Source organism: Luteococcus japonicus (assembly GCF_003752415.1).
In the GTDB taxonomy this organism is placed as follows: domain Bacteria; phylum Actinomycetota; class Actinomycetes; order Propionibacteriales; family Propionibacteriaceae; genus Luteococcus; species Luteococcus japonicus.
The window spans coordinates 1,968,461-1,993,911 of record NZ_RKHG01000001.1; the positions used below are offsets into that span (position 1 = coordinate 1,968,461).

22 protein-coding genes and 1 tRNA gene are annotated in these 25,451 nt (G+C 67.8%); 8 read left to right on the top strand and 15 right to left on the bottom strand.

Annotated elements, in window-relative coordinates; genetic code table 11:
- Positions 1–27: 27 nt before the first annotated feature.
- From EDD41_RS09480 to EDD41_RS09500, 5 genes are all read right to left on the bottom strand, one after another.
- Positions 28–1,017 carry a Gfo/Idh/MocA family protein gene (locus tag EDD41_RS09480; protein WP_123575727.1) on the bottom strand — a complete coding sequence of 330 codons (990 nt, stop codon included), beginning with the start codon at positions 1,015–1,017 and terminating at the stop codon, positions 28–30.
- A 2-nt stretch (positions 1,018–1,019) separates the two neighbouring features.
- Positions 1,020–2,111: a DegT/DnrJ/EryC1/StrS family aminotransferase gene (locus EDD41_RS09485; protein WP_123575728.1), complete on the bottom strand. Its 1,092-nt coding sequence runs from the start codon at positions 2,109–2,111 to the stop codon at positions 1,020–1,022.
- A complete protein-coding gene (locus EDD41_RS09490; protein WP_123576986.1) occupies positions 2,108–2,722 on the bottom strand; it encodes an acyltransferase in 615 nt (204 codons plus the stop codon). Before EDD41_RS09490 ends, EDD41_RS09485 begins: the two co-directional genes overlap by 4 nt.
- Positions 2,723–2,790: 68 nt before the next feature.
- Positions 2,791–4,116, bottom strand: a complete 1,326-nt coding sequence (locus tag EDD41_RS09495) for an O-antigen ligase family protein (RefSeq protein ID WP_123575729.1) — start codon at positions 4,114–4,116, stop codon at positions 2,791–2,793.
- Positions 4,113–5,372 carry a glycosyltransferase gene (locus EDD41_RS09500; RefSeq protein WP_170165308.1) on the bottom strand — a complete coding sequence of 420 codons (1,260 nt, stop codon included), beginning with the start codon at positions 5,370–5,372 and terminating at the stop codon, positions 4,113–4,115. Before EDD41_RS09500 ends, EDD41_RS09495 begins: the two co-directional genes overlap by 4 nt.
- A 94-nt stretch (positions 5,373–5,466) precedes the next feature.
- Here EDD41_RS09500 and EDD41_RS09505 point away from each other — a divergent pair, with 94 nt between their 5' ends.
- Positions 5,467–6,717 carry a hypothetical protein gene (locus tag EDD41_RS09505; protein WP_123575731.1) on the top strand — a complete coding sequence of 417 codons (1,251 nt, stop codon included), beginning with the start codon at positions 5,467–5,469 and terminating at the stop codon, positions 6,715–6,717.
- On the opposite strand, the gene EDD41_RS09510 is transcribed toward EDD41_RS09505, so the two are convergent.
- Entirely contained in the window at positions 6,698–7,960 is a 1,263-nt protein-coding gene (locus tag EDD41_RS09510; RefSeq protein ID WP_123575732.1) for an O-antigen ligase family protein, read from the bottom strand. The two genes, EDD41_RS09505 and EDD41_RS09510, sit on opposite strands and share 20 nt — an antisense overlap.
- 73 nt (positions 7,961–8,033) lie before the next feature.
- On the opposite strand from EDD41_RS09510, the gene EDD41_RS09515 reads away from it, so the two are divergent.
- The gene (locus EDD41_RS09515; RefSeq protein WP_123575733.1) at positions 8,034–9,404 is read left to right on the top strand and encodes a lipopolysaccharide biosynthesis protein; all 1,371 of its coding nucleotides are present in this window, start codon (positions 8,034–8,036) and stop codon (positions 9,402–9,404) included.
- 3 nt (positions 9,405–9,407) lie between these two features.
- Here the strand turns inward: EDD41_RS09515 and EDD41_RS09520 are convergent, their stop codons facing one another.
- From EDD41_RS09520 to EDD41_RS09535, 4 genes are read right to left on the bottom strand one after another with little or no spacing between them, the layout of a single operon-like run.
- Positions 9,408–10,508 (bottom strand): hypothetical protein, encoded by a 1,101-nt coding sequence (locus EDD41_RS09520; RefSeq protein ID WP_123575734.1) that lies wholly within the window; start codon positions 10,506–10,508, stop codon positions 9,408–9,410.
- Positions 10,505–11,917: a hypothetical protein gene (locus EDD41_RS09525; RefSeq protein WP_148060523.1), complete on the bottom strand. Its 1,413-nt coding sequence runs from the start codon at positions 11,915–11,917 to the stop codon at positions 10,505–10,507. The genes EDD41_RS09520 and EDD41_RS09525 overlap by 4 nt, the downstream gene beginning before the upstream one ends.
- Complete coding sequence (locus EDD41_RS09530; protein ID WP_123575736.1) at positions 11,895–14,354, bottom strand: transglycosylase domain-containing protein; 2,460 nt, start codon at positions 14,352–14,354, stop codon at positions 11,895–11,897. Before EDD41_RS09530 ends, EDD41_RS09525 begins: the two co-directional genes overlap by 23 nt.
- The gene (locus tag EDD41_RS09535; protein WP_094763599.1) at positions 14,347–14,766 is read right to left on the bottom strand and encodes a DUF5318 family protein; all 420 of its coding nucleotides are present in this window, start codon (positions 14,764–14,766) and stop codon (positions 14,347–14,349) included. Before EDD41_RS09535 ends, EDD41_RS09530 begins: the two co-directional genes overlap by 8 nt.
- 65 nt (positions 14,767–14,831) lie before the next feature.
- Here EDD41_RS09535 and EDD41_RS09540 point away from each other — a divergent pair, with 65 nt between their 5' ends.
- Entirely contained in the window at positions 14,832–15,719 is an 888-nt protein-coding gene (locus tag EDD41_RS09540) for an aminodeoxychorismate lyase (RefSeq protein WP_094763600.1), read from the top strand.
- A 62-nt stretch (positions 15,720–15,781) separates the two neighbouring features.
- Here EDD41_RS09540 and EDD41_RS09545 read toward each other — a convergent pair.
- Positions 15,782–15,854: transfer RNA gene (locus tag EDD41_RS09545), tRNA-Ala, on the bottom strand.
- A gap of 162 nt (positions 15,855–16,016) precedes the next feature.
- Between EDD41_RS09545 and EDD41_RS09550 the strand changes: the two genes are divergently transcribed.
- Entirely contained in the window at positions 16,017–16,289 is a 273-nt protein-coding gene (locus EDD41_RS09550; protein WP_123575737.1) for a glutaredoxin domain-containing protein, read from the top strand.
- Between the two features lie 26 nt (positions 16,290–16,315).
- Here the strand turns inward: EDD41_RS09550 and EDD41_RS09555 are convergent, their stop codons facing one another.
- Positions 16,316–17,569, bottom strand: a complete 1,254-nt coding sequence (locus EDD41_RS09555; protein WP_123576988.1) for a glucose-1-phosphate adenylyltransferase family protein — start codon at positions 17,567–17,569, stop codon at positions 16,316–16,318.
- Between the two features lie 141 nt (positions 17,570–17,710).
- Here EDD41_RS09555 and EDD41_RS09560 point away from each other — a divergent pair, with 141 nt between their 5' ends.
- Positions 17,711–18,487: a glycoside hydrolase family 16 protein gene (locus EDD41_RS09560; protein WP_123575738.1), complete on the top strand. Its 777-nt coding sequence runs from the start codon at positions 17,711–17,713 to the stop codon at positions 18,485–18,487.
- Between the two features lie 7 nt (positions 18,488–18,494).
- Here EDD41_RS09560 and EDD41_RS09565 read toward each other — a convergent pair whose 3' ends face one another.
- Positions 18,495–19,832: an ABC transporter permease gene (locus tag EDD41_RS09565; RefSeq protein ID WP_123575739.1), complete on the bottom strand. Its 1,338-nt coding sequence runs from the start codon at positions 19,830–19,832 to the stop codon at positions 18,495–18,497.
- A gap of 44 nt (positions 19,833–19,876) precedes the next feature.
- On the bottom strand, positions 19,877–20,626 hold the full coding sequence (locus EDD41_RS09570; protein WP_211336625.1) for an ABC transporter ATP-binding protein: 750 nt from the start codon (positions 20,624–20,626) through the stop codon (positions 19,877–19,879).
- A gap of 114 nt (positions 20,627–20,740) precedes the next feature.
- Here EDD41_RS09570 and EDD41_RS09575 point away from each other — a divergent pair, with 114 nt between their 5' ends.
- Genes EDD41_RS09575 through EDD41_RS16855 form a run of 3 tightly spaced genes read left to right on the top strand, consistent with a single transcriptional unit; the run spans position 20,741 to position 22,907 of the window.
- Positions 20,741–22,003: a sensor histidine kinase gene (locus tag EDD41_RS09575; RefSeq protein ID WP_094763606.1), complete on the top strand. Its 1,263-nt coding sequence runs from the start codon at positions 20,741–20,743 to the stop codon at positions 22,001–22,003.
- Positions 22,000–22,683: a response regulator gene (locus EDD41_RS09580; protein WP_094763607.1), complete on the top strand. Its 684-nt coding sequence runs from the start codon at positions 22,000–22,002 to the stop codon at positions 22,681–22,683. Before EDD41_RS09575 ends, EDD41_RS09580 begins: the two co-directional genes overlap by 4 nt.
- 50 nt (positions 22,684–22,733) lie before the next feature.
- On the top strand, positions 22,734–22,907 hold the full coding sequence (locus tag EDD41_RS16855; protein ID WP_170165309.1) for a hypothetical protein: 174 nt from the start codon (positions 22,734–22,736) through the stop codon (positions 22,905–22,907).
- 164 nt (positions 22,908–23,071) lie between these two features.
- On the opposite strand, the gene EDD41_RS09585 is transcribed toward EDD41_RS16855, so the two are convergent.
- On the bottom strand, positions 23,072–25,348 hold the full coding sequence (locus EDD41_RS09585) for an esterase-like activity of phytase family protein (protein WP_123575741.1): 2,277 nt from the start codon (positions 25,346–25,348) through the stop codon (positions 23,072–23,074).
- Between the last annotated feature and the right edge of the window lie 103 nt (positions 25,349–25,451).

The window sequence follows — 25,451 nt, forward strand, 5'->3', positions numbered from 1 at the left end:
GGGAACGTTCTTGCGTTGTCCGCGTGCTCAGCTGATCTTGACGAACTCGTTGGTCTTCGAGCTCTCGATCATGGCCTCGCAGACCTGCACCACGCGGGCACCCTGTTCCAGGGTGACGATGTCCGCGTCCTTGCCCAGCACCGCGTCACGGAAGTTCTCGTGCTCGGTGCGCAACGGCTCCGGCTTGGCGATGGCGAAGCGGGTGACGTCGCCCTCGGACACGCCCCGGAACTGCGCCAGGCCGTCCCAGGTGTCCACCTGCAGCCCGTTGCCGTAGAAGGTCAGGTCTGCGGTCAGGGTGTCCGCGACGAACATGCCCTTCTCACCGGTGACGATGCACAACCGCTCCTTGGTGGGCGTCAGCCAGTTCACCAGGTGGTTCGACATCAGACCGCCGGACATCTGGCAGGTGGCCGAGACCATGTCCTCGTACTGACGGCCGGACTTGAACATCGAACGGGCCGCAACCAGCTCGTAGTCACGCTGGGTCACCCACGCGGTCAGGTCGATGTCATGCGAGCCGAGATCCTTGATCACGCCGACGTCGGCGATCCGGTTCGGGAAGGGACCCTGACGACGGGTCGCCACCTGGTACAGGTCGCCCAGCTCGCCGGCCTCGAGGCGCTTGCGCAGGTTCTGCAGCGCCGGGTTGTACCGCTCGATGTGACCGACAGCACCCACCAGGCCCTTGGCCTTGAACAACTCCGCCAGGCCCTTGGCCGACGCGGTGTCCTTCGCCAGCGGCTTCTCGATCAGCGCGTGCACACCGGCCTCGGCCAGCTTGGTGCCGATCTCGTCGTGGTAGACGGTCGGGGCAGCCACGACGCAGTAGTCCAGGCCCACCTGGATCAGCTCGTCGATGGACTTCTTGATCTCCAGGTCACCGGCGACGCCATGGGGATCACCCATCGCGTCCGCGACGCCCACCAGCTGCACGCCGTCGATGGCGCGCAGGTTGCGGGCATGGTGACGGCCCATCATGCCCAGGCCGATCAGGCCTGCACGAAGATCTGCCATGCTCACGAACCTGCCTTGGCGAGGGTGTTCACGGCGGTGACGATGCGCTCAAGATCAGCCTGGCTCAGCGACGGGTGCACCGGAAGACTCAGGCACTCCTTGGCGGCCCTCTCCGTCTCCGGCAGGTCCACGGCGCTCTGGAAAGGCTGCAGACGGTGGTTCGGCACCGGGTAGAACATGCCCGAACCAACACCGAACTGCTCCTTCAACGCGGCGGAGAAGACGTCGCGGTCCTCGGGGACGCGCACCGTGTACTGGTGGTAGACGTGCACCGCACCCTCGGCCACCGGCGGCGGGGTGACACCCTGCAGATTCAGCGACAGGAAGGCCGCATTCTCCTGACGCTTCTTGGTCCAGTCACCAACCTTGGTCAGCTGCACCCGGCCAATGGCGGCGTGGATGTCGGTCATCCGGTTGTTCAGGCCCACGACCTCGTTGTGGTACTGCTTCAACATGCCCTGGTTGCGGTACAGGCGGCAGCGACGCTCCACCTCGGCATCACCGACGGTGATCATGCCTCCCTCACCCGAGGTCATGTTCTTGGTCGGGTACAGGCTGAACGCACCGAAGGTGCCGAAGGAACCCACCGGGGTGCCGTGCAGCGACGCACCATGCGCCTGCGCGGCATCCTCGAAGAGCTGCAGACCATGCTTGTCGGCGATCTCCCGCAGGGCCTTCATGTTGGCCGGGTGGCCGTACAGGTGCACCGGCATGATGGCCTTGGTCTTGTCCGTGATCGACGCCTCCACCGACGCGGGATCCAGGCAGAAGCTGCCCGGCTCGATGTCCGCGAAGACGGGGGTGGCGCCGGTCAGCGCCACCGAGTTCGCCGTCGCCGCGAAGGTGAAGGACGGGACGATGACCTCGTCGCCGGCCTGGATACCGGCGGCCAACAGGCCGATGTGCAGGGCGGAGGTGCCAGAGTTGACAGCCACGCTGGCCCGGCCCAGGCCGAAGTGCTCGCTGAACTCGGTCTCGAAGGCCGCGACCTCCGGGCCCTGGGCCACCATGCCGGACCGCATCACACGGGTCACGGCCTCGATCTCGTCCTCACCAATGATCGGCTTGGCCGGCGGGATGAACGCTTCAGTCACTTTGTTTCCTCCGTGTTGGTGGTGACGGAGGCTTCCGACACCAGAGTCAGGGTTTCGTTGTCCTCGACGAAGACGTCGCCGGTCTTCTCGTCGCGGAACTGCTTCTTGCCATTCTCGTCGGTGCCGTCCTCGACCAGCGGGAAGCCGGAACGGCCCACCCACTTGATCCGCCGCGCCGGCACGCCGGCGACCAGTGCGTAGTCAGGGACGTCCTTGACGACGACCGAACCGGCCGCGACAGTGGCCCACCGGCCCACGGTCACCGGGGCAACGCAGGTGGTGCGGGCGCCAATGGAGCAGCCCTCCTTGAGCGTCACACCCACGGGCTCCCAGTCCGACGCGCTCTTGACGGTGCCATCGGGGTTGATGGCGCGCGGGAAGTGGTCATTGGTCAGCACCACCGCAGGGCCGATGAAGACACCGTCCTCCAGATACGCCGGCTCGTAGACCAGGGCGTAGTTCTGGATCTTGCAGTTGTTGCCGACGTGGACGCCCTCGCCGATGTAGGCACCGCGCCCGACGATGACGTTCTCACCGAGCTCCGCACCGTGACGCACCTGCGCCAGGTGCCAGATGGACGAACCGTCACCGATGGTGACGCCCTCATCCATGTCGGCGGTGGGTTGAATGCGTACGTTGCTCACTGGGCCTCCACGGCAAGTCGGTTCCTCGTCACAGGCTATCGCGCGTTGGTTCCGTGACTGGCTGCCCGCGCCAGAAGTCGCGGCAACCGTTGCGGGCCGGACGGCTGCGAACTCCACCGAGGAAGTGGTTCGGCCCGGTTGACCAGCAGCACGTGGGTGGCCAGGCAGATGCCCGCCAACTGGGCAAAGGCCGTGGACGAGTCGAGCCAGGTCGAGTTCGCGAAACTCATCGGCAGGCACACCACGACGAGGGCCAGCAGGCTCCAGCGCATCGAGTGCTGCATGGGGTCCTGCCACCTGCGCTGTACCGCGGGCCAGGTCAGGATCCCGACGACGAGCAGCAGCGCCAGCCCCAACGCGGCGATCCCGACACCGTACTGGCTGGCGGTCTCGAAGAGTCCGGAGTGTGGATTGACGGGGCCGCCGTAGGTGTCGAAGGGAGCGACGCCCGAACGCAGGTCCTCCTCGAACCGTCCTGGGCCCGTTCCCAGGCCCAGGGTCCGCCACAGCAAGTACCAGCCGTTGCGGTACAGCGCCTCGCGTTGGGCAGTGGAACCTACGTCGGGCTTGGGCTCGCTGCCCGGCGTCGTCATGACGGTCCAGGCAAGGCCCAGGATGGCAACCACCACGAGGGGGGCCGCGCGTCTGGCCCAGGTCCAGAATGCGGGGAACTGGGCGAGGAACCACAGCAACAGGACAGGCGAGACCAGCTGCAGGAGCCTCGAGTTCGTGGGGAAGCAGATGGCCGGCGTCAAGCAGATGGCCAGCGCGTACGCCCGGCGCCACCACCCCCGCTCAAGTGCGTGGCCCACCATCAACATCGCCATCGCGGAGACGAGGAAGAAGGCGAACAGGTTGGGATTGACCATGTAGGAGGCGATGTCCGTGGCTGATTCGCGAATCCACTCCGCGGCATCCGAGCGGTAGTTCCACAGGTGCTTGCCCGTGGCGATCTCCCAGACGGCCGGGACGCTGGTGCACAACCAGGCCAGGAACCAGCCACGCGTGTAGACCCGCAGCCAGTCGGCGGCACTGTCCCGCTCCCCACCGGCAGCTCCGCCGGCGACTGCCACGACCGCGACGGCGGTCAGCATGCCCACCGCGACTGACAGCAACTCCTTGGCCCCCTCGCCCGATGTTTCCCGGGCAAAGCCCCAGCCGAGCCACAGACAGGTGTAGGTCAGCGTCCAGACCGCGACATGGGGCAGTTCGCGGCGACGTAGGACGATCAGACCCGCCAGGCCCACCAGGGCGAGGGTGACCACTCGCGCGACGGCGAAGGGTCCGACGCGCACGATCGGCCCGAGCGAGGTGGCCAGGGGGAAGAGGAAGACCAGCAGGAGGGCGGCGCGGCGGGTCACGGGCGGGCCACGCGTTCCAGGACGTCGCTCACGAAGGCCGGGAAGTTGCGCGCGGCATCGAAGCGCTCCTCGACGATCTCCCGCACCGCAGTGCGGCGCGCGGCGCTGCGGGCATCCTCCAACAGGTCCAGCACGCGGCGTCCAATCTCCTCGGCGTTCGCGTCCGACGGGACGAGATAGGGAGAATCCTCACCCAGCACTTCTCGCGTCGCGCCGACATCCGTTGCCAGACAGGGGATGCCCCGCACCTGAGCCTCCATGATGGAGACCGGGACACCCTCGGAGGAGCTGAGATTCAGCATCAGGTCCACGGGCTGGTGGGCCAGGGCTTCGAGCAGGTCCTCGTGCGGGACCAGGCCCATGAACTCCGTCCGAACACCAAGCGGCTCAAGCACCTCGGCGACCCGTCGTTCGATCTGGTCCTGCTGGAAGCCGCTTCCGTAGTGACGCCAGCGGACCACGGCCCGGCCCTCGACCCCGCGGGCAACATGGGCAATGGCATCGACCACCAGGTCCAGGCGCTTGACAGGGGTGATGCTGCTGACCGACAGCAGGCTCACCTCGCCGGGCTCCCCGGGAGCCACCTCGATCCGGGGACTCGGGATGCGGGTGCCCAGACGTCCCCGACGAACCCGCTCCGGACGAATCCCATAGGTCTGCTGCACATAGCCGCAGCCCTGCTCACTGATGGGGTACAGGCAGTCGAGGCCGGCACCCACTGTGCGCACCAAGGGGTTGTAGTGGGCGGGCCTCGTCTCCTCGTACAGGTCACTCCCGTGCGCGCGGGAGATGACGTGCCGCACGTGTCCCTCGTCCCGGGCGCGCACCGCGCCACTGGTGTGCGGCTTGAGCCAGTACGTATAGGCGACGTCGATGGTGCCGCGCCGTGCCGCGAGGTCCGCCAGTGCTGCCTGCACGATCCGGGCCTGCGCGACCGCACGCAGGGCGATCACGGCACTCCTGCGCGTCAGGACGCCACGAGCGCGCAGGTCCGCGAGTTCGGTGCGCAGCGCAGGGTCCCGCATGGCTGCCGCGGCCGCGCGCAGCAGCGTGGCCCGCGAAGCCCAGGCGCGAGTCAGCACGTCGTCGACCTCGAAGCCCTCGGGCAGTGGGCGGGCCGGGCCTCCCATGGCACCGGGAACGATGACCACCCGGGCGTCGGCATCGCGCCACGCGTCGATCTCTGCAGTGATGAACTGCTCACCGAGCCCATGGGGAAAGCGGGTCGTCACCCACGCAACAAGCGGTTTGGCCATGGTCGTCATCCTACGAGACGGAATCGAGCGGACAGCTATCATACGAACACCCTGCGTGTAAGGGCTGCCCCACACGACATCCGGAAGCGAATCCATGAAGCTCAATCGAATCCTGCGTTCCCTGCGACGAAATGTGGTCCCGGCCCTGGTGGCCGGCGCCGTGCTCGGCCTCCTGACGACTTTGGGGAGCTACCTCCTCGTCAAGCCCACGTACACGGCCTCCAACCAGATCCTCTTCCAGGTAGCGGGCATGGAGAAGGTGCAGGATCCCAGTCTGGCCACGAACTACGCCACAACACTGGCCAGCAGCTACACCAGCATGGTGAACCAGCCCGTGATCACCGTCCCGCTGGCGGAGACTGTGAAGCTTGGGCAGCCCGCGCTGGCGGCAAACCTCACCGTCGTGTCCCCGCGGACCAACATGCTCGCCACGATCTCCTACAAGGACGCCGACGAGGCCAAGGCAACCCAGGTGGTCACCGAGGCCGGCAAGCTCCTGGAACAGGCCGTCGACCAGACCACGGACAAGGTGGGCACCCAGCCGCGCATCTCCGTGGTGCAGCAGACCGTGAACACGCTGGAGACCCCCGGAAGCGCCCCCACCCCCATCTCCTCCCTGATGAAGGGCGCGATGGTGGGGCTGATGACCCTCATCGCCTGGCTCCTCGTGCGCGCGCTGCTGGACAACAAGGTGCGCGTCGCGTCGGACCTCTCGGAGCTGGACGATTCCTCCGTGCTGGCCGAACTGCACGAGCCCCAGGACGCGGCCCTGCTGGCCCGCGCCATCCCCTTCCTGCAGCTGGGCGAGCCGGCCCGGATCCTGCTGGCCGCCGCCCGCGACGACGACGGCGCGGAAGCCACAGCCGTCGCCACTGCACAGGCCCTGGCAGCCGACTCCCGCAACCGGGTCCTGCTGGTGGACGCCGACCTGCGCCATGGTCTGATCACCCGTCAGCTCGGCGTCAGCGGCCCCGGGCTGTCCGAATTCCTCAGCGGCCAGACCGATGTCCCCGAGATCTCGCGCACTGACGGACTGTCCGTGCTGAGCAGTGGGGCCCTGCCTCCCAACCCGGCCGAGCTGCTTTCCGCTGATCGGTTTGCGACCCTGCTCGGGCAGGCTGGCGACCACACGCACATCGTCGTCGCCAGTTCCGGTCTCCTGGACCACTCCGATGCTGCGCTGTGCGCCACCGCCGTCGGGGGCACGGTCCTGGTGACCCGGGCCGGCAGCTCGCGCGAGTCGGACGTCCGGGAGGCCGTCGCCCTGCTGGACTCCGTGCACGCTCCCTTCGCGGGGCTGGTCCTGGACCACCAACCGGCGAAGGTCAGCTCTCGTCGGAAGTGATCACCGCGTCGGTGCCGCGCGGACCAGCGGCACCGACGGCGGCGAAGAGCATCAACCACCACCAGAAGCTGACGCCAAAGTTCTTGAGCAGGTAGGTGTCGAAGAAGAAGGCCAGCAGGCTGGCCACCAGGGCCAGGGACACGGCATGTCCGATCCGGTCCTTGCCGGTCCACAACCGCAGCATCCGCCAACCGAGCAGGCCCAGAACCGCCAGGAGCACGACGAAGCCCACCAGGCCCAGCTCCACCAGCACCGCCAGCAGCGTCGAGTGTGGGCTGTTCAGGGTCTTGCCGTAGGCGGTCACCACCATCATGGAACCCGGCGCAGGGATCATCTTGATGTCCAGCGAGTACCAGGGCCACAGGTGTCCGGACCCGACACCCAGCACCACCGATCGCAGAGATTCACGCCACACCCGGAGCGCCACCACCAGGTTCGCCTGGCGGCGGGGTTCGGAGAAGAGCAGCAACCGCTGGAGCGAAGGAACCGTGGCGATCAACACCGCCAGGACGCCCACGCTGACCACGGTCAGTCGGCCGACCCATCGGCCGAAACCCTGCTGCAGCCCCCACGCTGCGGCCAGGCAGCCGAAGGCCATCATGCACATGAAGCCCGCCCGGGAGCCCACGGCCACCACCAGCGCCGCCGAGGCCACGGCACCGACGACACTGGGGATCCGGCGCCAACCCTGGAGCGCACAGCCGAGGAAGAAGGCGAGGCAGGTCAGCAGCACCACGTGGTAGACCGCCGCGCCCCCCATGCCCGTGGAGATGCGGACGGACTCATGGACGCGAACGGCTCGAGGCCAGGTGGCCACCGAGGCCACCAGAACCACCCAGCAGGTCACCCACAGCTGGATCCGACGCACCACAGCCGCCATCCCAAAGGCCGCGAGCATCGTGACCACCGCCGTGACGACGGGGACGACCAACACGCCGCGCGTCATCCGAGTGCGTTGGATGATGGGTGGCGTCATGGTGGATGCAGTGCACATCGCATAGGCCATCAGCGTCAGGAAGCCGAGAGCCATCCAGCGCACCTCGCGGCTCATTCGCCGCCAGGCCGCGACACTCCACGGCAGACAGACCAGTGCCAGCAGCGCGAACCCCACTAGGAAGGCGCTGATCAACGACGGCCGTCCGTTGACCCCGCTACGGAGGTCGAAGACCTCCATCACGAGGACAGTGGGCACCAGGAGCCACCCAAGCCAGTCGCGGATCCTGTTCATGCGAGCCGTGTCCATGATGTAGAAGTGTAGGCTTCGTGGACGTCTGGGCCGCCGGACCCGGCCGAGCGAGCATCCAGGAGTCCCACCCGTGTCACAGTCCCCAGCGCCACTCCAGACCCAGGGCCGTGCGGCACGACTCAGGTCGAACACCTTCCTCAAACACGTCCTGACCCTGATGACGGGCACTGCCGTCGCACAGTTGATCCCGCTGGCGGCGACCCCCTTCCTCGCCCGGATGTACACCGATCATGAGTTCGGCATCTACACCCTGTTCATGGCCCTGGCCCAAGGCATCACCACCGTCGCCGCGCTGCGCTATGACATGGCCGTCGTCGTGCCGGAGAAGGACTCGGACGCCCGCGGCCTGGTGAAGCTGGCGAGCCGCATCGCCTTGTGCACAAGTCTCCTGGCCAGCCTGGTCTTCATCATCTGGGCGGGACCGCTGTCACGAGCCATGGGTCAGCCGGACATCAAGCCCTATCTGCCTCTGGTCGGCCTGCTGGCCCTGGGCATGACACAGATCTCCAGCCGCCAGTACTGGCTGAACCGCCGCCAGCGCTACAAGGAGATGGCGCGCAACCGGATGGGTCAGTCGATCGGCACCAATGGTGTCCAACTTGGTGCCGGGCTGCTCCCCCTGCCCGGCCCATTGGGCCTGGTGCTCGGCCCCATCGTGGGCCAGTGGTTCAGCTTCCTCAACCTGTACCGCCTCACCCGCCACGAGACGAAGCCACAGCCCGAGGACTCAGCCTTGGCGATGGCTCGCGAGCACCGCAAGATGCCTTTGCTCAATGGGCCGAATGCCCTGGTGGACACGGTTCGCCTGCAAGGCATCAATGTGATGATCGCCATGTTCTTCAGCGGGGCTGTCCTCGGCCAGTTCGGTCAGGCTTGGCGCTTGTTGTCCATGCCGATGGGTCTCATCAACCAGGCCTTGTCCCAGGTCTTCTTCCAGAAGCTCGCGACCACCCGCCGGGGGTCCATGTTCGCCGTGGTGCGCAACGCCATCCTGCGCTCATTGGCCATCGGGGTCATCCCCTTCGGACTCATCTGGCTGTTGGCACCCTGGCTGTTCCCCTTCGTGCTGGGTGCCCAGTGGGCGCCAGCTGGTCAGATCGCCCGAATTCTTGTCCCGTGGCTCTATCTGAACTTCGTCACGTCACCGGTGGCGACGCTGTTCATCACCGTGCGACGACAGGGCGTCCTGCTGGCCCACGCCATCGTCTACATGGCGGTGCCGCTGGCCCTGATCTGGCGCTTCCACAGCAGGCTCACACAGACCCTGACCTACGTCTCCTGGTCCATGGCAGGCCTATTGCTGGTCTTCCTGATGCTCGCCCTGATGGTGGCCAGGCAGTACGACCGTGGCATCGGGATGCGCCCGGGCGAGGACGCCGGAAGCGAGGTCACCCCCGACGAGAAGGCGGGCGAGGCTGCGGTGGAGGTCGAGGGCCGCTGACCGTCAGCTGGCCCAGGCGCCGGTGAAGAACTGCCAGGCCCACCACAGCATGACCGCGGCACTGGCCACGCCGAAGACGGCCACGGCAGTACGGGCGGCCACCTGCTTCCCCTGATGTGCCGGGCGCGCCGGCCCCCAGCCGAAGCGGGCCAGCTCCCCCGCCAGGAGCCACAGCGGGAACCACAGCAGGACGGCCCGGTTGACGCTCATGAACCACCACGAGGTGGCGAAGGCGAAGACCTGCACACCCACCCAGCCGGCCTGGGCCCAGCGTCGGCGCACCAGCAGGACGACGCTCAGCGAGGTGCCGACGGCCATGGAGACCACCTCGGCGCCGAAGACCGTCGCCACGGCGGGCCGGTCCGGCCACTTCGAGGGCCTCGCCGCATCCAGGGTGTGCTGAAGGGCCTCCCAGGGCTTGGTGAAGCCGCGGTTCCAGCCCGACTGCTGGGCCTCGAACCAGGCATTCCAGGACCCCGTGAGGTGGTGCAGCCAGGCGACATAGCCGAACAGCACCAGCGCCGCGAGCGCCATCAGCGTCGCGTGCAGCACGCGTCTGGTGACGGGGGTGCCGCGCTGCAACAGCGCGTACAGCCCCAGGGCACCGATCAGGAAGAGCCCGGAGACGCGGAAGCTGCAGGCCAGCCCGGTGAGCAGGGCGGCCTGCCCCCAGTGCCTGCTGCGGGCCCGTTCCCAGGCCCAGAAGGCGGCGGCGCAGAAGGGTGCCTCGGTGTAGGCGACGGTGGTGAAGACCGTCGTCGGGGCGAAGAGCCACAGGCTGGCTGCCACCGGGCCACCGAGGCGCAGCAGGGCCCAGGCCGCCAGTGCGGAGCAGACCCCCGCGATGCCAACCCCGGCCAGCCCCATCGGGATGCCGACGGTGTGGGCCGCGCGCAGCAGCAGTGGCAGGCCGGGGAAGAAGGCGCGGTCGATCGGGTTCGCATAGCCCTGGGTGGCGATCGCCTCGAAGTGGGCGACGTCCCAGGCGCTCAGCAGGTCATGGCCGGAGCGATGCTGCGTGATCATCACCAGCAGCGCCACTCCCAGGAGCAGTCCTCGGCTGGCCAGCCACGCTCGTGCCACCCACCATGCGTCGCGGCTCATGCCGGCCTGCCCACCGCGTCGGGAGCATGGTCCAGCACTCCACCGATCGGGTCGTCGACCAGCGGTTCGCGCACCGGATCATCCCAGGGCTTCGTCACGTCGTGCGCCACCTGCGCCACCAGCCAGGCCAGCACCAGCACTCGCAGGCCGATGGCGCCCCAGTAGACGACGTCATCACCTCCGGCACCCGAGGTGGTCAGGCCTCCCAGATGTCCCCAGACAGCCCAGCAGTAGAGCGTCTCCGCACCGGCCCAGACCGCCCAGTCGGAGACCACCGGACGGGCCAGCGGCACCAGCGGCAGCAGCCAGAGCACCTGCTGCGGCGAGAACCCCTTGTTCACCAGCAGCCAGCCGGCCACCAGCAGGAAGGCCACCTGCCCGACCCGTGGTCTGCGCGGAGCGCGCACCACCAGGCTCGCCACCCAGGCGCACCAGGACAGCATCAGCGCGGCCACCAGCAGTGACAGCAGCGGGATCCGCCCCCCGGCCGCCTCCAGCACGAACCAGACCGAGCCGAGCTCCGGGCCACGACGATGCCAGGCACCCGCGCTACCCAGGGCGGCGGGAGTCCAGGCCAGCACGGCGATGCCCAGCACTGCCAGCCAGACACCCAACGCCACCCCTGCGGTACGCGCCCACACCGCGACGCGGCCGGCCCGTAGGCAGACCAACAGCAGCGCCAGGAGCAGCAGCAGGGGCCAGGTGCCCGCGGCAGCCGCCAGACCAAGCAGGACACCGGCCAGCAGCTGCCGACGCAGCGCCCACGCCAGCAGGCCGGCCGTGGCCAGCGCGACGGCGAACAGGTCCCAGCTGACCAGGCCTCCCGTGACGACGGCCGGGGCTGCGGCGACGAGGAGCGCGTCCCAGCTGCGGACCCGTCCCGATGGCCCGGTGGCCACACGGCGGGCAGAGCCACGGCCCATCAGCAGGACGGACAGCACCGTGGCGAGCAGGCAGCAGAAGAGCAGCACGGCGGCGACGAGGAAGAACAGGTGGCTGCCGTCGACGAGCCGTTGGACGGGGACCCCGAAGGTGGGATCGGCACCCACCAGGTCCGCCAGCGCCCGTGCGATGGTGACGAAGAGCCCGGTCAGTGGGGGTTGGTCCAGCGCCGCGTCGCGGTAGGGAGCACCGCCCGTTCCCAGCGCGGTGTTCTGGTACAGGATCGGGATGTCGGAGTAGCACAGCCGCATGAAGGCGTCGACGGGCTGCCCCGCGACGGTCTGCTGGCAGGGGTGGTGCCGCCACAGGGTCAGCAACCAGGTGATGAGGGCGGCCAGCACGGCCCAGGGCAAGGGGTTGACCCACAAGCCCTTGCCGCGGCTGGCCTGCCGTCCCATCGGACCGCCCAGGCGCAGCTGCAGCGCGGCGGGCCACCCCCGGGGGTCAGCCGCCCGTGGTCTTGTCATTTCCATTGCCCCCGGCGGCGCTGCCGGATCCGGTCTTGCTGCCCGCTCCGGAGTCACTCTTGGCACCCGCATCGCCCTTGCGGCCGCCGGTACTGCTGGTGCCCGTGTTGCTGTTGGCCCCGGTGTTGCTCTTGGTACCTGTATTGGCCTTGGTGCCTGCATTGCTCGTACCGGCGTCGCTGTTGGTGCCTCTATTCCCTTGGGGGGCCGGGGGCTGCGTGGGCTGTGTGACCTTCGGCGGCGCACTGGTGACCGTCTGCGCCGGAGCGGTGGTCTGCGGAGCGGTGCTTGTCACCGGGGTCGTTTCCGCCGGAGTCGTTGTCGCGGGTGCACTGCTCTGCTCCGCCGTCGCGGTGGCGCTGGGCTGCTGCGTTGCCTGTCCGCCGTCGCTCGATTCGGTGCTGGTGGCGCTGGGCTTCGGGGACGGCGGGACGTAGACCTTGCCGCGCTCCTGCCCGTGGTTCACATTGGCCGCTTCCGGGAAGGACTCGTAGTCCTGACCCTCCATCGCCACCTTCATGTAGTCGCGCCACATCATGGCCGGGTAGGTGCCACCGAAGAAGGCGCTGTCCCCCGGACGGGCATAGGCATCGAGCGAGTGGTTGCCGTCGTCGCCGGCGACGAACATCACCGAGGTGGAGATCTGCGGGGTGTAGGCCGTGAACCAGGCCGAGGTGATGATGTTCTTGCCGTCGCGCTCGATGCCATTGGTGCCGGTCTTGCCGGCCACCTGGAAGCCCATGTTCGCCACCCGACCGCCAGTACCGCTGCTGACCACGGAGCGCAGCGCGGAGGTCACGTCGCGGGCGACGTCCTGCTCGATGCCCTGCTTGCCCTTGGTGTCGGCGGTGTAGATCACCTTGCCCTTGGCGTCCTTGACCTCCTTCACGACGTGGTTGCCCACGTGCACGCCGTCATTGGCGAAAGTGGCGAAGCCCCCCGCATTCTCCAGCGGGCTCACCTCGGCCATGCCCAGGGCGATACGGCCATTCGGCTCCCAGCCGGCTCCCTTGGGGATGCCCGCGTCATTGGCGGCCTTGATGATGGCCTCGGGGCCGTTCTCGATCTTCTCGGTCATGTCCACGAAGGCGGTGTTGATGGACTCCGCCAGCGCCTTGCGCAGTGTCACGCTGCCGTACTGCATACCGAACTCGTTGCGCACGTTCACCGAGTCACCCGCCGGCCGGTAGGTGTTGCCGTTCAGGCTGGAGCGCAGGCTCAGGCCGCCGCGCAGGCCCGCCACCGTCGCGTAGGCCTTGAAGGTGGACGCCGCGGGGCGGTCCGTGGTGGCCCAGTTGCGGGTGTTCTTGAGGTAGTCGGCGCCGCCGTAGATGGACTGCACCTCGCCCGTGCCCACCTTCACCGAGGCCAGCGTCGGGTGGATCCCGGCCCCCGACGAGGAATTGTCCCCGACGATCTTCGTGTAGTACGTGCCCACCTCGACGGCCCGCTTCTGGAGCTCCTCGTCGAAGGTGGTGGTGATCTGCAGGCCACCGCCCTCGATCTGCCCCTCGGTGAAGCCCTTGGCCAGCAGCTCGTTCTCCACCATCTTCAGCAGGTAGCCGTTGGTGCCGGCCCAGCGCTGGTTCAACGGGATCTCGGGGAACTCGGGCAGGGCCTTGGACCACTGCGCATACTGCGCGTCGGTGATCTTGCCGGCCTCCTTCAGGCCGCTCAGCACGTAGCGGTACCGGCCCAGCAGACGTTCCTTGTTCCCCTTGGCCGCCGACGGGTCAAAGGCCGACGGGTTGTTCAGCACGCTGGCCAGTACTGCTGCCTGCGGCACGGTCAGGTTTTTCGCGTCGGTGTTGAAGTAGCTCTTGCTGGCGGCCTGGATTCCATAGGCGCCACGGCCGAAGTAGATGGTGTTGAGGTAGCCCTGGAGGATCTCCTCCTTCTTCATCTCCTTGCCCATCTTGGTGGCCAGCACCAGTTCGCGCAGCTTGCGCGCCATCGTCCGGTCCTGGCTGAGGTAGAGGACCTTGATGTACTGCTGCGTGATGGTGGAACCGCCCTGCACCTCACCACCGCGGGCAATCGCCCAGGCCGAACGCACGATGCCCGACGGGGAGATGCCCCGGTCGGTCCAGAAGTCTCGGTTCTCGGCCGCCACGACGGCGTCCTTGATGGAGACCGGCATCTGCTCATAGGACAGGCTCTGGCGGTTCTGCACCGCGAAGCTGCCCAGCTTGGACTTCCCGTCGTTGTAGTACAGGAAGGTGGTGTTGGTGGTGAACTCCTCGTTGGGGTCCGGCAGCGAGGTGCGGTTGTAGAAGACAAGACCAGCGATCATGCTGACCAGCGCCATCACCAGCACGCCAATGGCGGCGATGCCCAGGATGCGCTTCCACCGGCCGCCGCCCGAGCCTTTGGCACCCTTCGCGGGGCGCGCCCCGGCACGGGTGGATGCGGGCTTCTTCGGTGTCTTGTCAGCCATAGATGTCCTCAACGGTTTCCTGATGACGGGGTGCGCGGCGCTTGCGCCCGTCCCCAAGCTTGTAGGTGAGCATGAGGTGGTTCCAGAAGCAGTCCGGGCAGACCTCGACGACGCGGACGGTGAACTCGCCGAACTGGTCCTGCATCTCCGCGAGTTCCTCGCTGGACTTGATCCTTCCGCTGAACTGCCCCAGCTGGCTGCCGAAGGTGTAGTTCAGGTTGGTCAGGCGTTCCCCGCCGCAGACGGGGCAGTCCTCGTCGCTGGGTTCACCGTGGTGCAGGGCCGCCCGGACGAGCAGCGGGTCCGCGTCGCAAGGGCCGTTCTCGCTCAGGGCGCGCTGGGGTTGTTGCAGGGCCACCAGGGCTCGGCGACGCTGCAACGCATGACTCATCACCTCACGCTGCGACCACATAGATGCGCCCAAGCCTATGCGCACCTTCTGACACCGCGCTGAGACAGACCCATTACCCTTGTGCGATGACGTCGAAGGACCAGCCCCCCGCCCCCGCCCAACTAGTCGCCGTCCACGGCCGCGGCATCGTCTCGTCGAAGAAGCACGTGGCCACCGCCGACGACCTTGGCTTCACCCGCGGGGACGGCGTCTTCGACGCCACCCGGGTGCGCACCGGATCCGACGGGATCTCCACCATCGACAACCTCGAGGCGCACCTGGCACGGCTGGACCAGTCCTTCCTCCGGCTGACCGGTGAACACGTCGACCGCGACTTCTGGCGCGAACTGGTAGACGAGGCCGTCGACGCCTGGAGCCACCCCGGCGAGGCCGTGCTCAAGCTGATGCAGACCAGCGGGCTGGAGAGCGTGCAGGGGATCCCACTGCTGGTGCTCAGCATCACCCAGATGAGCGAGGCCTCCCTGGCCCAACGCGCAGGCATCCGCGTCACCACCCTGGACCGGGGCACCGCCAGCGACGCCCACCTCGACGCGCCGTGGTTGCTGGGCAATGTGAAGACGCTGAGCTATGCGGTGAACATGGCCGCCAAGCGCGAGGCGCACCGCCGTGGCGTCGACGACGTGCTGTTCACCAGCAGCGACGGCTACTGCTTGGAGGGGCCCACCGCAGCCCTGGTGGTGGCGAAGGACGGGGTGCTCACCACCACCCCCGTCGAGGGCACCGGCATCCTGGACTCCATCACCCAGAAGCAGGTCTTCGCCAAGGCGGAGAAGGACGGCTGGCGGACCGAGTACCGCCTGATCAGGCCCAAGGAGCTCGCCAAGGCCGACGGCGTGTGGCTGGTCAGCTCCGTGCGAGGGGCCGCCCCGGTGCTGGAACTCGATGGCCGCGAGCTGACCACCGAGGCCAAGCTCACCAAGAAGATCTGCAAGTACGCCGGCTTCAAGAACTGAGCCTCGCAACGCGGAATGCAGAAGGTCCCCGACGGATGACCCGTCGGGGAACTTCTGCATTGTGGAGCGTACGGGGTTCGAACCCGTGACCTATTGCTTGCAAAGCAATCGCGCTACCAACTGCGCCAACGCCCCATGCCCCGTGATGGGGCACTGGGAAAGTCTACGGCAGGGGTACCGCGAGCGGCAAAAACGTCCGGGACCGAAGGCGCTCGGGTCCGCGTGATCCGCGTATGTTGCAACCTGAGCGGACCACAGGAACCCGAGCGGCTTTCGGGATGCGGCAGTATCGAGCGCATGGAAACTCAGCACTCCGACGCCATCACCCGTCGCGGCACGGACCACGCCATCGTCTACTGGCGCCCCGGCTGCCCCTACTGCGAGCACCTCTTGTCCGGACTCGACGAGGATGACGCGCGGATCAGCCTGGTGAACATCTGGACCGACCCGGAGGCCGCGGCCTTCGTCCGCAGCCTCCAGGACGGCAACGAGCTGGTGCCCACCGTCGTGGTGGGTGAGCGTGTGCTCACCGCACCCGACGGGCCCGAGGTGCTCGCGGCGCTGGGCTGACGCCTCGACAGTCTCAGGGACCGGAATCAGGAGACCGTGGTCCCGGGCTCGACGCGGGAGCCGTGCGGAACCTCGGCGCCGGCCGCGACGGCGGCATCCATCCCCACCAGGGTGACCTCCTCCGACTTCAGCCGGGAGGTGGCATCCTGCGCCTCCTCCGCCCCGACGCGTGCTCCGGCCCCGATCTCACACCGGGCATCCAGCACTGACCAGCCGATCCGGGCATCGCGCCGCACGTGCACGCCACGCATCAGGACGGCGTCGTGCACCACAGCCCCGGCCTCCACCACCACGTCGGGGCCGATGACGCACCGCTCCACCCGGCCATGGATCTCCGAGCCATTGCCCAGCATGGCGTCCAGCACCTCGGCGCCCTCGTGCACCCGGGCAGCGGGCCCCTGCGGCGAGGCGGTGCGCATCGGCCAGTCGCGGCTGTGCAGGATGCCGAGGTCTCCGGCCAGCAGGTCCTGGTGGGCCCGGAAGTAGGCCGAGGGGCGGCCCAGGTCACGCCAGTATCCGGGCAGTTCGTGGGCGACGACCTTGCCGCGCTGCACCAGCTCCGGCAACAGGTGTTCGCTGAAGTCCCCCAGGCCCGAGTCCCCGTCCGGGGCCTCGCCGCCCAGCCGTTCGCGCAGGCCGTCGAGGATCTCCACCAGCACCTTGGCGTCGTAGGCGAAGACCTCGCTGGCGATGGTCTCGGTGTGTGGCTCGTCGGGCTTGTGGTGCACGCCCGTCACCCGGCCGTCCTCGTCGACGTCGACCAGCGTGTGGTGACCGACCTCCTCGAGGCCGATGGTGGTGGTCACCACCGTGCACTCCGCACCCGCCTCGCGATGGGTGCGCAGCACCTCACGGTGGTCCAGGGAGTAGACGTGGTCCGCGGACAGCACCAGGACCACCTCCGGGTCGTGCTGCGAGATGAGCCGACGGATCCGGAAGAGGGAGTCCGCGTTGCCGGTGGCCATGCCCTCCTCCTCGTCGCCGATCCCCTGTTGAGGAGGGAGCACCCGCAGACCCCCGAGGTTGCGATCGAGGTCCCAGGGACGGCCGTGCGCCAACACGGGGTCGAAGCTCGACGCGTGGTACTGCACCACCACCCACACGTCGCGGACGTGGCTGTTGACAAGGTTGGACAAACAGATGTCCAGCAGGGAGAAGACGCCACCGAAGGGCAGCGTGGGCTTGGCGCGCCGCTGGGTGAGGACGTCCATCCGGCTCCCCTTTCCCCCGGCGAGGACGATGGCCAGGACGCGATCGGTGTCGACGGCGAGACTCTCCATGGCCACAGGCTATTGAGCCGGCCCAAGCCGGCGGCCCACCCCGAGGGATGTCAATCACCCAGCCCGCCTGAGGATTTTCAGAAATCTCTAAGAATTGCCTAGAGTCGAGGTGCCCCATCACCCCACCCCACCTGGAGCACCATGAAGACCACGCGACGCACCCTTCTGTCCGCCTCCGCCGCCGGCCTCGCCGCGGCGGCCCTGCCCCACGAGGCATTTGCCGCAGGCCCGACCATCGACGAGCAGTTCACCAGCTGGCTGGCCGGGAGCGCCTGGAATGCCAACCGGACCGTGCGGATCAATGGCGACTGGACCGGTACCGGCGGCAACCAGCTGCTGCGTTCCAATGTGCGCATCGCCCAGGGCGTCGCGACGATGACCAGCCGCGCCAACCAGCTCTCCGGCGCCGAACTGCAGACCGCACCCGACAAGCTGCTGGGCAATGGCTACTACGAGGCCAGCATGCAGATGTCCTCGGTGCCCGGCATCCTGTCCGGCATCTTCTTCAAGGCGGAGAACTACGGCATGCCGGAGGTGGACATCGAGATCCGCAGCCGGGACAACGGCGCCGGCAAGGAGCACTACGCCTTCTACACCGTCCACTACTTCGGTGGCGGCCACCAGTACAAGCAGGTCCGCCTGCCCTTCGACCCGGCCGCCGGATTCCACAGCTACGGCTTCCTGATGGGCCGCAACTCCATCCGCTTCTACGTCGACGGCAAGCTCACCCACACCTGGACGAACCTGCCCACCAATCTGGGTGCCCCGGCCGAGCCCAAGGGTTACCTGATGACCAATTCCTGGGCCCAGCCCGGCGAGTGGGTCGGCGCCCTGCCCACGCGGGACACCTCCACCCGGATCAACTGGCTGCGGCACTGGGCGGGCACCACCACCCCTCGGTTCACGCCCGCCCGCTGAGCGAGCCTCACTCGGCCCGGGTCAGCCCCGCCACCAGCACCTGCCGCAGGGTGGCGCGGCTGGCCAGCAGGCCCAGCCGGACCAGGGCCAGGCCACCCACCAGTACGAGCACGACGGTGAGGGCCGACGTCGGACTGGCGAAGGAGTTCACCGCCCCCAGTGGCAGTACCAGGGCCAAGGCCGCCAGGGCGGAGATGGCCACCACGGCGGTCACCGGGCGCAGCACCGAGCGCCTGCGCGCGGCGTCGATCATCGTCGCCGGCATACCCAGCATGTCCAGCCCGACGAAGAGCTGACGACGGTCCAGCACCGCGGCTGTCTGGTTGATGCCCACCGAGCAGGCGACGGTCACGAAGCTGATCAGCAGGGTGAGCATCACGCCGGTACGGATGTCGGTCATCAGGACCGCGTCATGGGGGTTGCTGGTGGGCTGCGCCGCCATGCTCATGGCGACGCCCATGAAGACCCCGACGAAGGTGGTGGCGCCGAGCGCGCCCACCTGCCGCCAGACCTGCTTGGGGTCCTCCAGGATGGTGCGGGCCGCCAGCAACTGCGTCGGATCCTTGGCGCGGCGCAGGTCCTGCCGGGCGACGACAGACACGATCCACGGGCCGGCCAGGTTCACCGCCACCAGGGGCAACCCGAACATGAGCACCATCATCACCATGATGGCCAGCGTCGACGCGGCGGACCCCAACAGCCGTGCCAGCACCGAGCACCCGGCAACGGCCGCGACGGCGGCCACCATCCGCCTGGTGGAGGCCACCGGGGCCTTCTGGCGGGTTCGGACACCCAAAGGCGTCACCTCGACCTTGCGCAGCCCGACAACGGAACTGGCCAGGCCGAGCAGCACGATGGCGAGCACGGCCCCCAGGACCGGGAGCACGCCGAGCCAAAGCCGTCCGGCCCCGATCCGGCCCCCACCGAAGTGGAGCAGGCCGAAGAGCGGCAACAGCGCCAGGTAGCCCAGCACACCCAGCAGGGCCCCGGCGAGGGCGGTGGCACCGGTCTCGGTCAGGGTCAGCAGGCGCAGGGTTCCCGACGAGGCGCCGAGCAGCCGCAGCGAACTGAGCCTGGTGTCGCGGCGCCGGGCGGACAGCCGGGCCGCCGCACCCGCCAACGTCGCCAGCGGGACCAGCAGCAGGACCAGGGCGACCAGCGACAGGAAGCGGTACATGCCCGCCAACTCACCCGTCGTGGAGAAGAAGTGGTGCACACCGCCGGCCACGGACAGGCTCAGCGCACTCGCGACACCCATCGCCGCCACGGGCAGTGCCCAGCTGGAGCGGTCGGCCATCGTCGGGCGGGCGAGCAGTTTGACCAGGGCCCAGGTGCCCCCCTTCACGCTTGTCGAGCCCCCATTCACGCTTGCCGAGCTTGTCGAGGCGTTCATGCCACACCACCGAGGGCCACGTACAGCGGGTGGCTGTCACTGATGATCTGACCGTCCTGGAGCCGCACGGTGCGCGAGCAGCGGGCGGCGACGCGCTCGTCGTGGGTCACCATCACCAGCGTGCGGCCACGGCCGACGGTGGCCTCCAACAGCGCGCCAAGCACCTCGGAAGAGGTCTGCTGGTCCAGGGCGCCGGTGGGCTCATCGGCGAAGGTGACCACCGCATTGGTGACCTGGCTACGGGCGATGGCGACGCGCTGCACCTGCCCGCCGGACATCTCCCCCAGCCGTCGGCCCTCCAGGCCGGCCAGCCCCAGGTGCACCAGCCACCCGGTGGCCCGGGCCTCCGCCTCGCGTCGGCCCACTCCGGCCAGCATCAGCGGGAGGGCGGCGTTCTCCAAGGCTGTGAGCTCCGGCAGCAGCAGCCCCTGCTGGAAGACGAAGCCGAGCTGTTCGCGTCGCAAGCGGGCCCGCTCCTCCGTCCCGAGGCGGTCGACGTGCACGGGGCCATGGTCAGTTGTGAGCGTGATGCGGCCCTGGTCCGGGGAGAGGATGCCCGAGAGACAGTGCAGCAGCGTGGTCTTGCCGGAGCCCGAAGGGCCCATCACGGCAACGGACTCACCGGCGCGGATGCCCAGGTCCACACCGCCGAGAGCGACGGTGGGGCCATAGGTCTTGACGATGCCGGTGGCGGCGAGGACAGTGTTCTGGTTCATGCCACCAAGGCTTCCGGCACGGTGCCTCATCCCGCGTCGGTCCGGCGCGTGGTCCTGATCGAAGCGTCCTCCACCCACGGGATGAGCTGCCCGCCCCGCCACGGGTGGACGAGAAATGTCGGTGGCTTCTCCTAGGCTGCTGCCATGACCAGATGGCACCTCCGCGAGCGCTTCCGGAGCAATCCCATGTGGTTCGACGCCGTGGTCATGGTGATGGTGATGCCGTGGACAATGACGGTCACCAATGGCCTGATGACCCAGGACTATGCCGCCAGCCAGATGCCCGGCTGGTTCTTCCCCCTGTGGGGGCTGATGTACTCCTTGCCCTTCCTGTGGCGCAGGACCAGACCGCTGTGGATGGCCTCCGGGATCTTCGCCGCCCACGTGGTGCAGCTCTTCCTGGTTCCCATGGTGATGCCGAGCAACATCGTCGTCCCCGTCGCGCTGTACGCCCTGGCGCGCTACGAGAAGCCGCGTCGGGCCCGCTTCTGGCTGGCGATCGTCCTGGCCGGCGCAGCCATCGCGTCCGTGCAGTGGGGGCTGGTGGACGCCGCCTCGGGCGAGTCGGTCGGGCTGGTGGAGAAGCTGGCGCGGATCACCTTCTGGCTGGTCGCAGCCACCGCCATTTGCCTGACGAGCTGGTTCTGGGGGCAGTGGAATCGGCAGAAGGACCTGACGCACGAGTCCTGGCGAGAACGCGCCGAGGCCCTGGAACGCGAGCGTCAGCAGGGCATGGCGCTGGTGGCCCAGGAGGAGCGCAACCGGCTGGCGCGGGAGATGCACGACATCGTCGCCCACTCGCTGAGCGTGATCGTCGTCCAGTCCGACGGAGCCGCCTACCTGGCGAACCACGACGAGATCGGCGATCCCGAGGCGCGCCTTGCCCAGGTGAACAAGGCCATCGAGACCATTGGCCAGACGGCCCGCACGGCACTGACCGAGACGCGTCGGCTGGTGGGCGTGCTCCGGCAGGATGGCGAGGACCTGGAGATGGCGCCGGCGGCGACGCTGGACCAGATCGAAGAACTGGTCATCCAGCTGGGCAGTGCAGGCATTCCCACCTCCTTCCACGTCGAAGGCGGCGCGGACCTGCATGCCCCCATCGGAGAGGGCGCGGAGATGGCGCTCTACCGGGTGGCGCAGGAGTCGCTGACCAATGTCATGAAGCACGCCGGGGTGAATGCCACCGTGGAGGTTGCCATCACCCACACCGCCGACGCCGTCTCGCTGCGCGTCTCCGACACCGGCGCTGGCCCCACGCAGAGCGACGGCCTGGGGCACGGCCTGGTGGGGATGCGCGAACGCGTCGCCGCGTGGGGTGGCCAGCTCAATGCGGGCCCCCGCCGCGGTGGCGGTTTCGAGGTCCACGCCATCCTGCCCACGAAGAACGAGAGGAAGCACCCATGACCCAGAACCCCATTCGGCTCCTGCTGGCCGACGACCAGGCGATGGTGCGTGCTGGATTTCGCATGGTGCTCGATGCCCAGACGGACATGAGCGTCATCGGCGAGGCCGGCGACGGGGCCGAGGCCGTCCGCCTGGCCGGCGAGCTGTCCCCCGACGTCGTCCTGATGGACATCCGGATGCCCACGATGGATGGGGTCGAGGCGACGCGGCGGATCTCCGAGGCCTACGCCGATGCGACGAGGGTCCTGGTGCTGACCACCTTCGACCTGGACGAGTACGTCTACGCGGCACTGCAGGCCGGAGCCTCGGGCTTCCTGCTCAAGGATGCCGGCCCTGCGGAGCTGCTGGCCGCCATCCGCGCCGTCCACTCCGGCGAGTCCGTGGTGGCGCCGTCGGCCACCCGTCGTCTGCTGGAACGCTTCCTTCCGTCGCTGCCCGCCGGGCCGCTGGAGCAGCGCAATGCCCAGGAACGACTGTCCGTGCTGACCGAGCGCGAGCGGGAGATCCTGGTGGAAGTGGGCCGAGGATTGACCAATTCGGAGATCGCCGGAAAGCTCTTCCTCGCCGAGGCCACGGTGAAGACCCATATTGGCCACATCCTGGCGAAACTCAACCTTCGTGACCGAATTCAGATGGTTGTTCTTGCGTATGACACTGGCTTGGTCAAACCTCAACCGTAGGCTCACATTGAGCGTGGGGATTCCGGCATTGTCGTCCTAGATTCTTGGGCATGACCAAGACCTCGAAGTTCATCGCATCCATCATTTCCGCCGTCGCCCTGAGCGGCCTCGTGGCCGTCGCTCCGGCCCACGCCGACACCACCTCGACCACCGCGTCCTCGATCATCCAGACGAGCGCTCCCATCAGCCTGTTCGCAAAGGGCCGCATCATCTGGTGCTGCTGAAAGCGCTGACTTCTCAGCTATACAGATCATCATAGTCTTGACAATTCATTGAATTAGATTCACATCACTGAATCATCGGATTCCGGACTTCCTGACCGTGAATTGCCGCGGCGCCCACAGCCCCTCGGGGCCATGGGCGCCGCATTCACGTCACCGGAACAGGGTCAGCGTCCCTGCTCGAATTCACGCACCGCAGCAACCGCCAGATCGGGCTGGTCGCTGAAGACGTGATCCATGCCGGCCGCGAGGAAGGCCTTGATCTCACCCTTCATGTCACCGATCTCGGCCGGGTTGGCCGAGCTCTTGAAGTTGGTGGGCAGGAAGCTGTTCTCGGCACGGAAGGTCCAGCCGGTCACCTCGAGGCCCGCGTCGTGGGCATTCTTGATGGCAGCCGACGGCTTGTCCAGGGACCCGTCCTTCTTCTTGGGGATCATCACGTTCTTGCAGAGCCCGACGCTGTCGGCGTACTTGGCGATCTTCTTCATGCCCGACGCCGTCACCATGTCCTTGTAGGTGGTGGTGTTGCCGGTGGCCACGAAGTCGGCCGGAGCACCGGAGCAGTCGATGAGCTGCACCAGCTGGACCTTGGTCATCTGGTTGAGCTCCTGCAGGTTGCCCACCTCGAAGCTCTGGATCTGGGTCGGGGAGTTCTTGCGGCCGTAGCCATTGGCCTCCAGCACCTTCACGGTGCCCTCCTCCTGGCTCAGGCCGATCGAGTCGAAGTAGCTGCCGTGCTTGATCTCGGGGATCACGCCGACGGGCTTGCCGCTGCAGGTCTTCGAACGACGGGCCAGGTCGACCACCTCGTCGAAGGTGGGCACCTGGTACAGGCCGTCGAACTTGGCGCTGCCGGGGCGAAGCTCACCCAGACGCTCCTTGGCGCGCAGCGCGCGCAGCTCCGCCAGCGTGAAGTCCTCGGTGAACCAGCCGGTGATCTTGCTGCCGTCGATGGTCTTGGTGGTCTTGCGGTCGGCGAACTCGGGGCGATCGGCCACATTGGTGGTGCCCGTGATGTCGTTCTCGTGCCGGTCCACCAGCACGCCGTCCTTGGTGCTCACCAGGTCCGGCTCGATGTAGTCGGCGCACTGGTTGATGGCCTCTTCGTAGGCGGCCAGGGTGTGCTCGGGACGGTATCCGGAGGCGCCACGGTGCGAGAAGACGGTGTGCTCCTTGCTGGCCGCGGGCACCTTCTTCTTCGCCAGGTCCACGATGATCATCTCGGTGTTGTCCGGGGTGCCGGGCTTGCGGGCATCATTGCCGGGGTAGTTGTTGTCGTCGGCAACCAGCAGGCGGCCGTCCTTGAGGCGCACGACGGTCTCGACGCTCTGGAAGGGGAACTTGAAGGTCTCCTCCACGCCGTAGCCGGGATCGGTCTGCATGCCGATGCCGTCTGGGTTGTCGATCTTCAGCAGGTCGACGACCAGCTTCTTGACCAGGAAGCCGTCCTTCTCCTGCTTGTTCAGGTTGATCTCGTAGATGCGCTTGGTGACGGACTTGGCGCCCCAGAAGTCGTCGCGCTCGACGACGAGCATCTTCTTGCCGTCGGTCATGAAGGCGTCGCCGACCAGGTTGTCATCGGTGTCGGCCTGGTACTTCCAGGTGCGGCCCGTGTACTTGTTGGTGCGGGTGTCGAACTGGCTGATGACGCGGGTGCGCTTGTCGTCGCCGTTCAGGTAGCCCTCGAGGATCGGGTACAGGTAGCGGCCGTTCTGGCTGGTCGCCATCGCCTCGAAGCCCTTGGAATTGCGCAGCGTGGCGGCTTCGCCCTTGGCCAGCAGGGGACTGCTGGGGCTCTTCACGCCAGGCATGGGAACCGGGGCCTGCAGCAACACGCCGTCGGCGCTGAAGTGCAGGATGTAGGGGCCGAACTCCTCGCCGATCCAGAAGCTGCCGTCCTTGGCGACGACCATGGACTCGACGTCGAAGTCCGCGCCGGTCAGGTGGCGCTGCTTGGTGTTCTCGTTGACGATCTTGAAGCCGGCATTGTGGTGCGGGTCACGCAGCTGCACGAACTTCTTGACCTGGATCTTGCCCTTGCCGCCGTCGGCGGTCTCCCACTGCGGCTTGACCTTGTAGATGCGCAGCAGGAAGTCGTCGGAATTGGCCTTGGCGCCGAAGCCGTTGTCGGGCAGGCCCCAGAAGCTTCCGTCACCGATCTCCGCCATCGCGGAGAAACCGGGGATGACCTGGCCGGGGAAGGGGCCCTTGCGGCCATTGGCCTCGGTGACCTTGGCACCGGACTCGGGGCCCTTGGCGATGTAGTCGGCGCTCAGCGAGGCGCGGGCATCCAGGGTGGGGACGACGGTCTTGGTCGTGGCCACCTTGGGAGCGGGCTTGTCCGCGGGAGCGGCATGGACAGGGACGATGGCTGCAAGAGGCATGACCAACGCGGCCGAGCCGATGGCTGCGGCGGCGAGGCGTGAGATGTGTGGGGTACGCATGCGCCCCAGCCCATCAGGTTCAGCTGAGCGTCAGGTTTACGGCGGATGTGCCCCGGGTGAACTTTCGGGCGACCCCGGCAAGCCGCTCGGGTCCGTGGCTTCC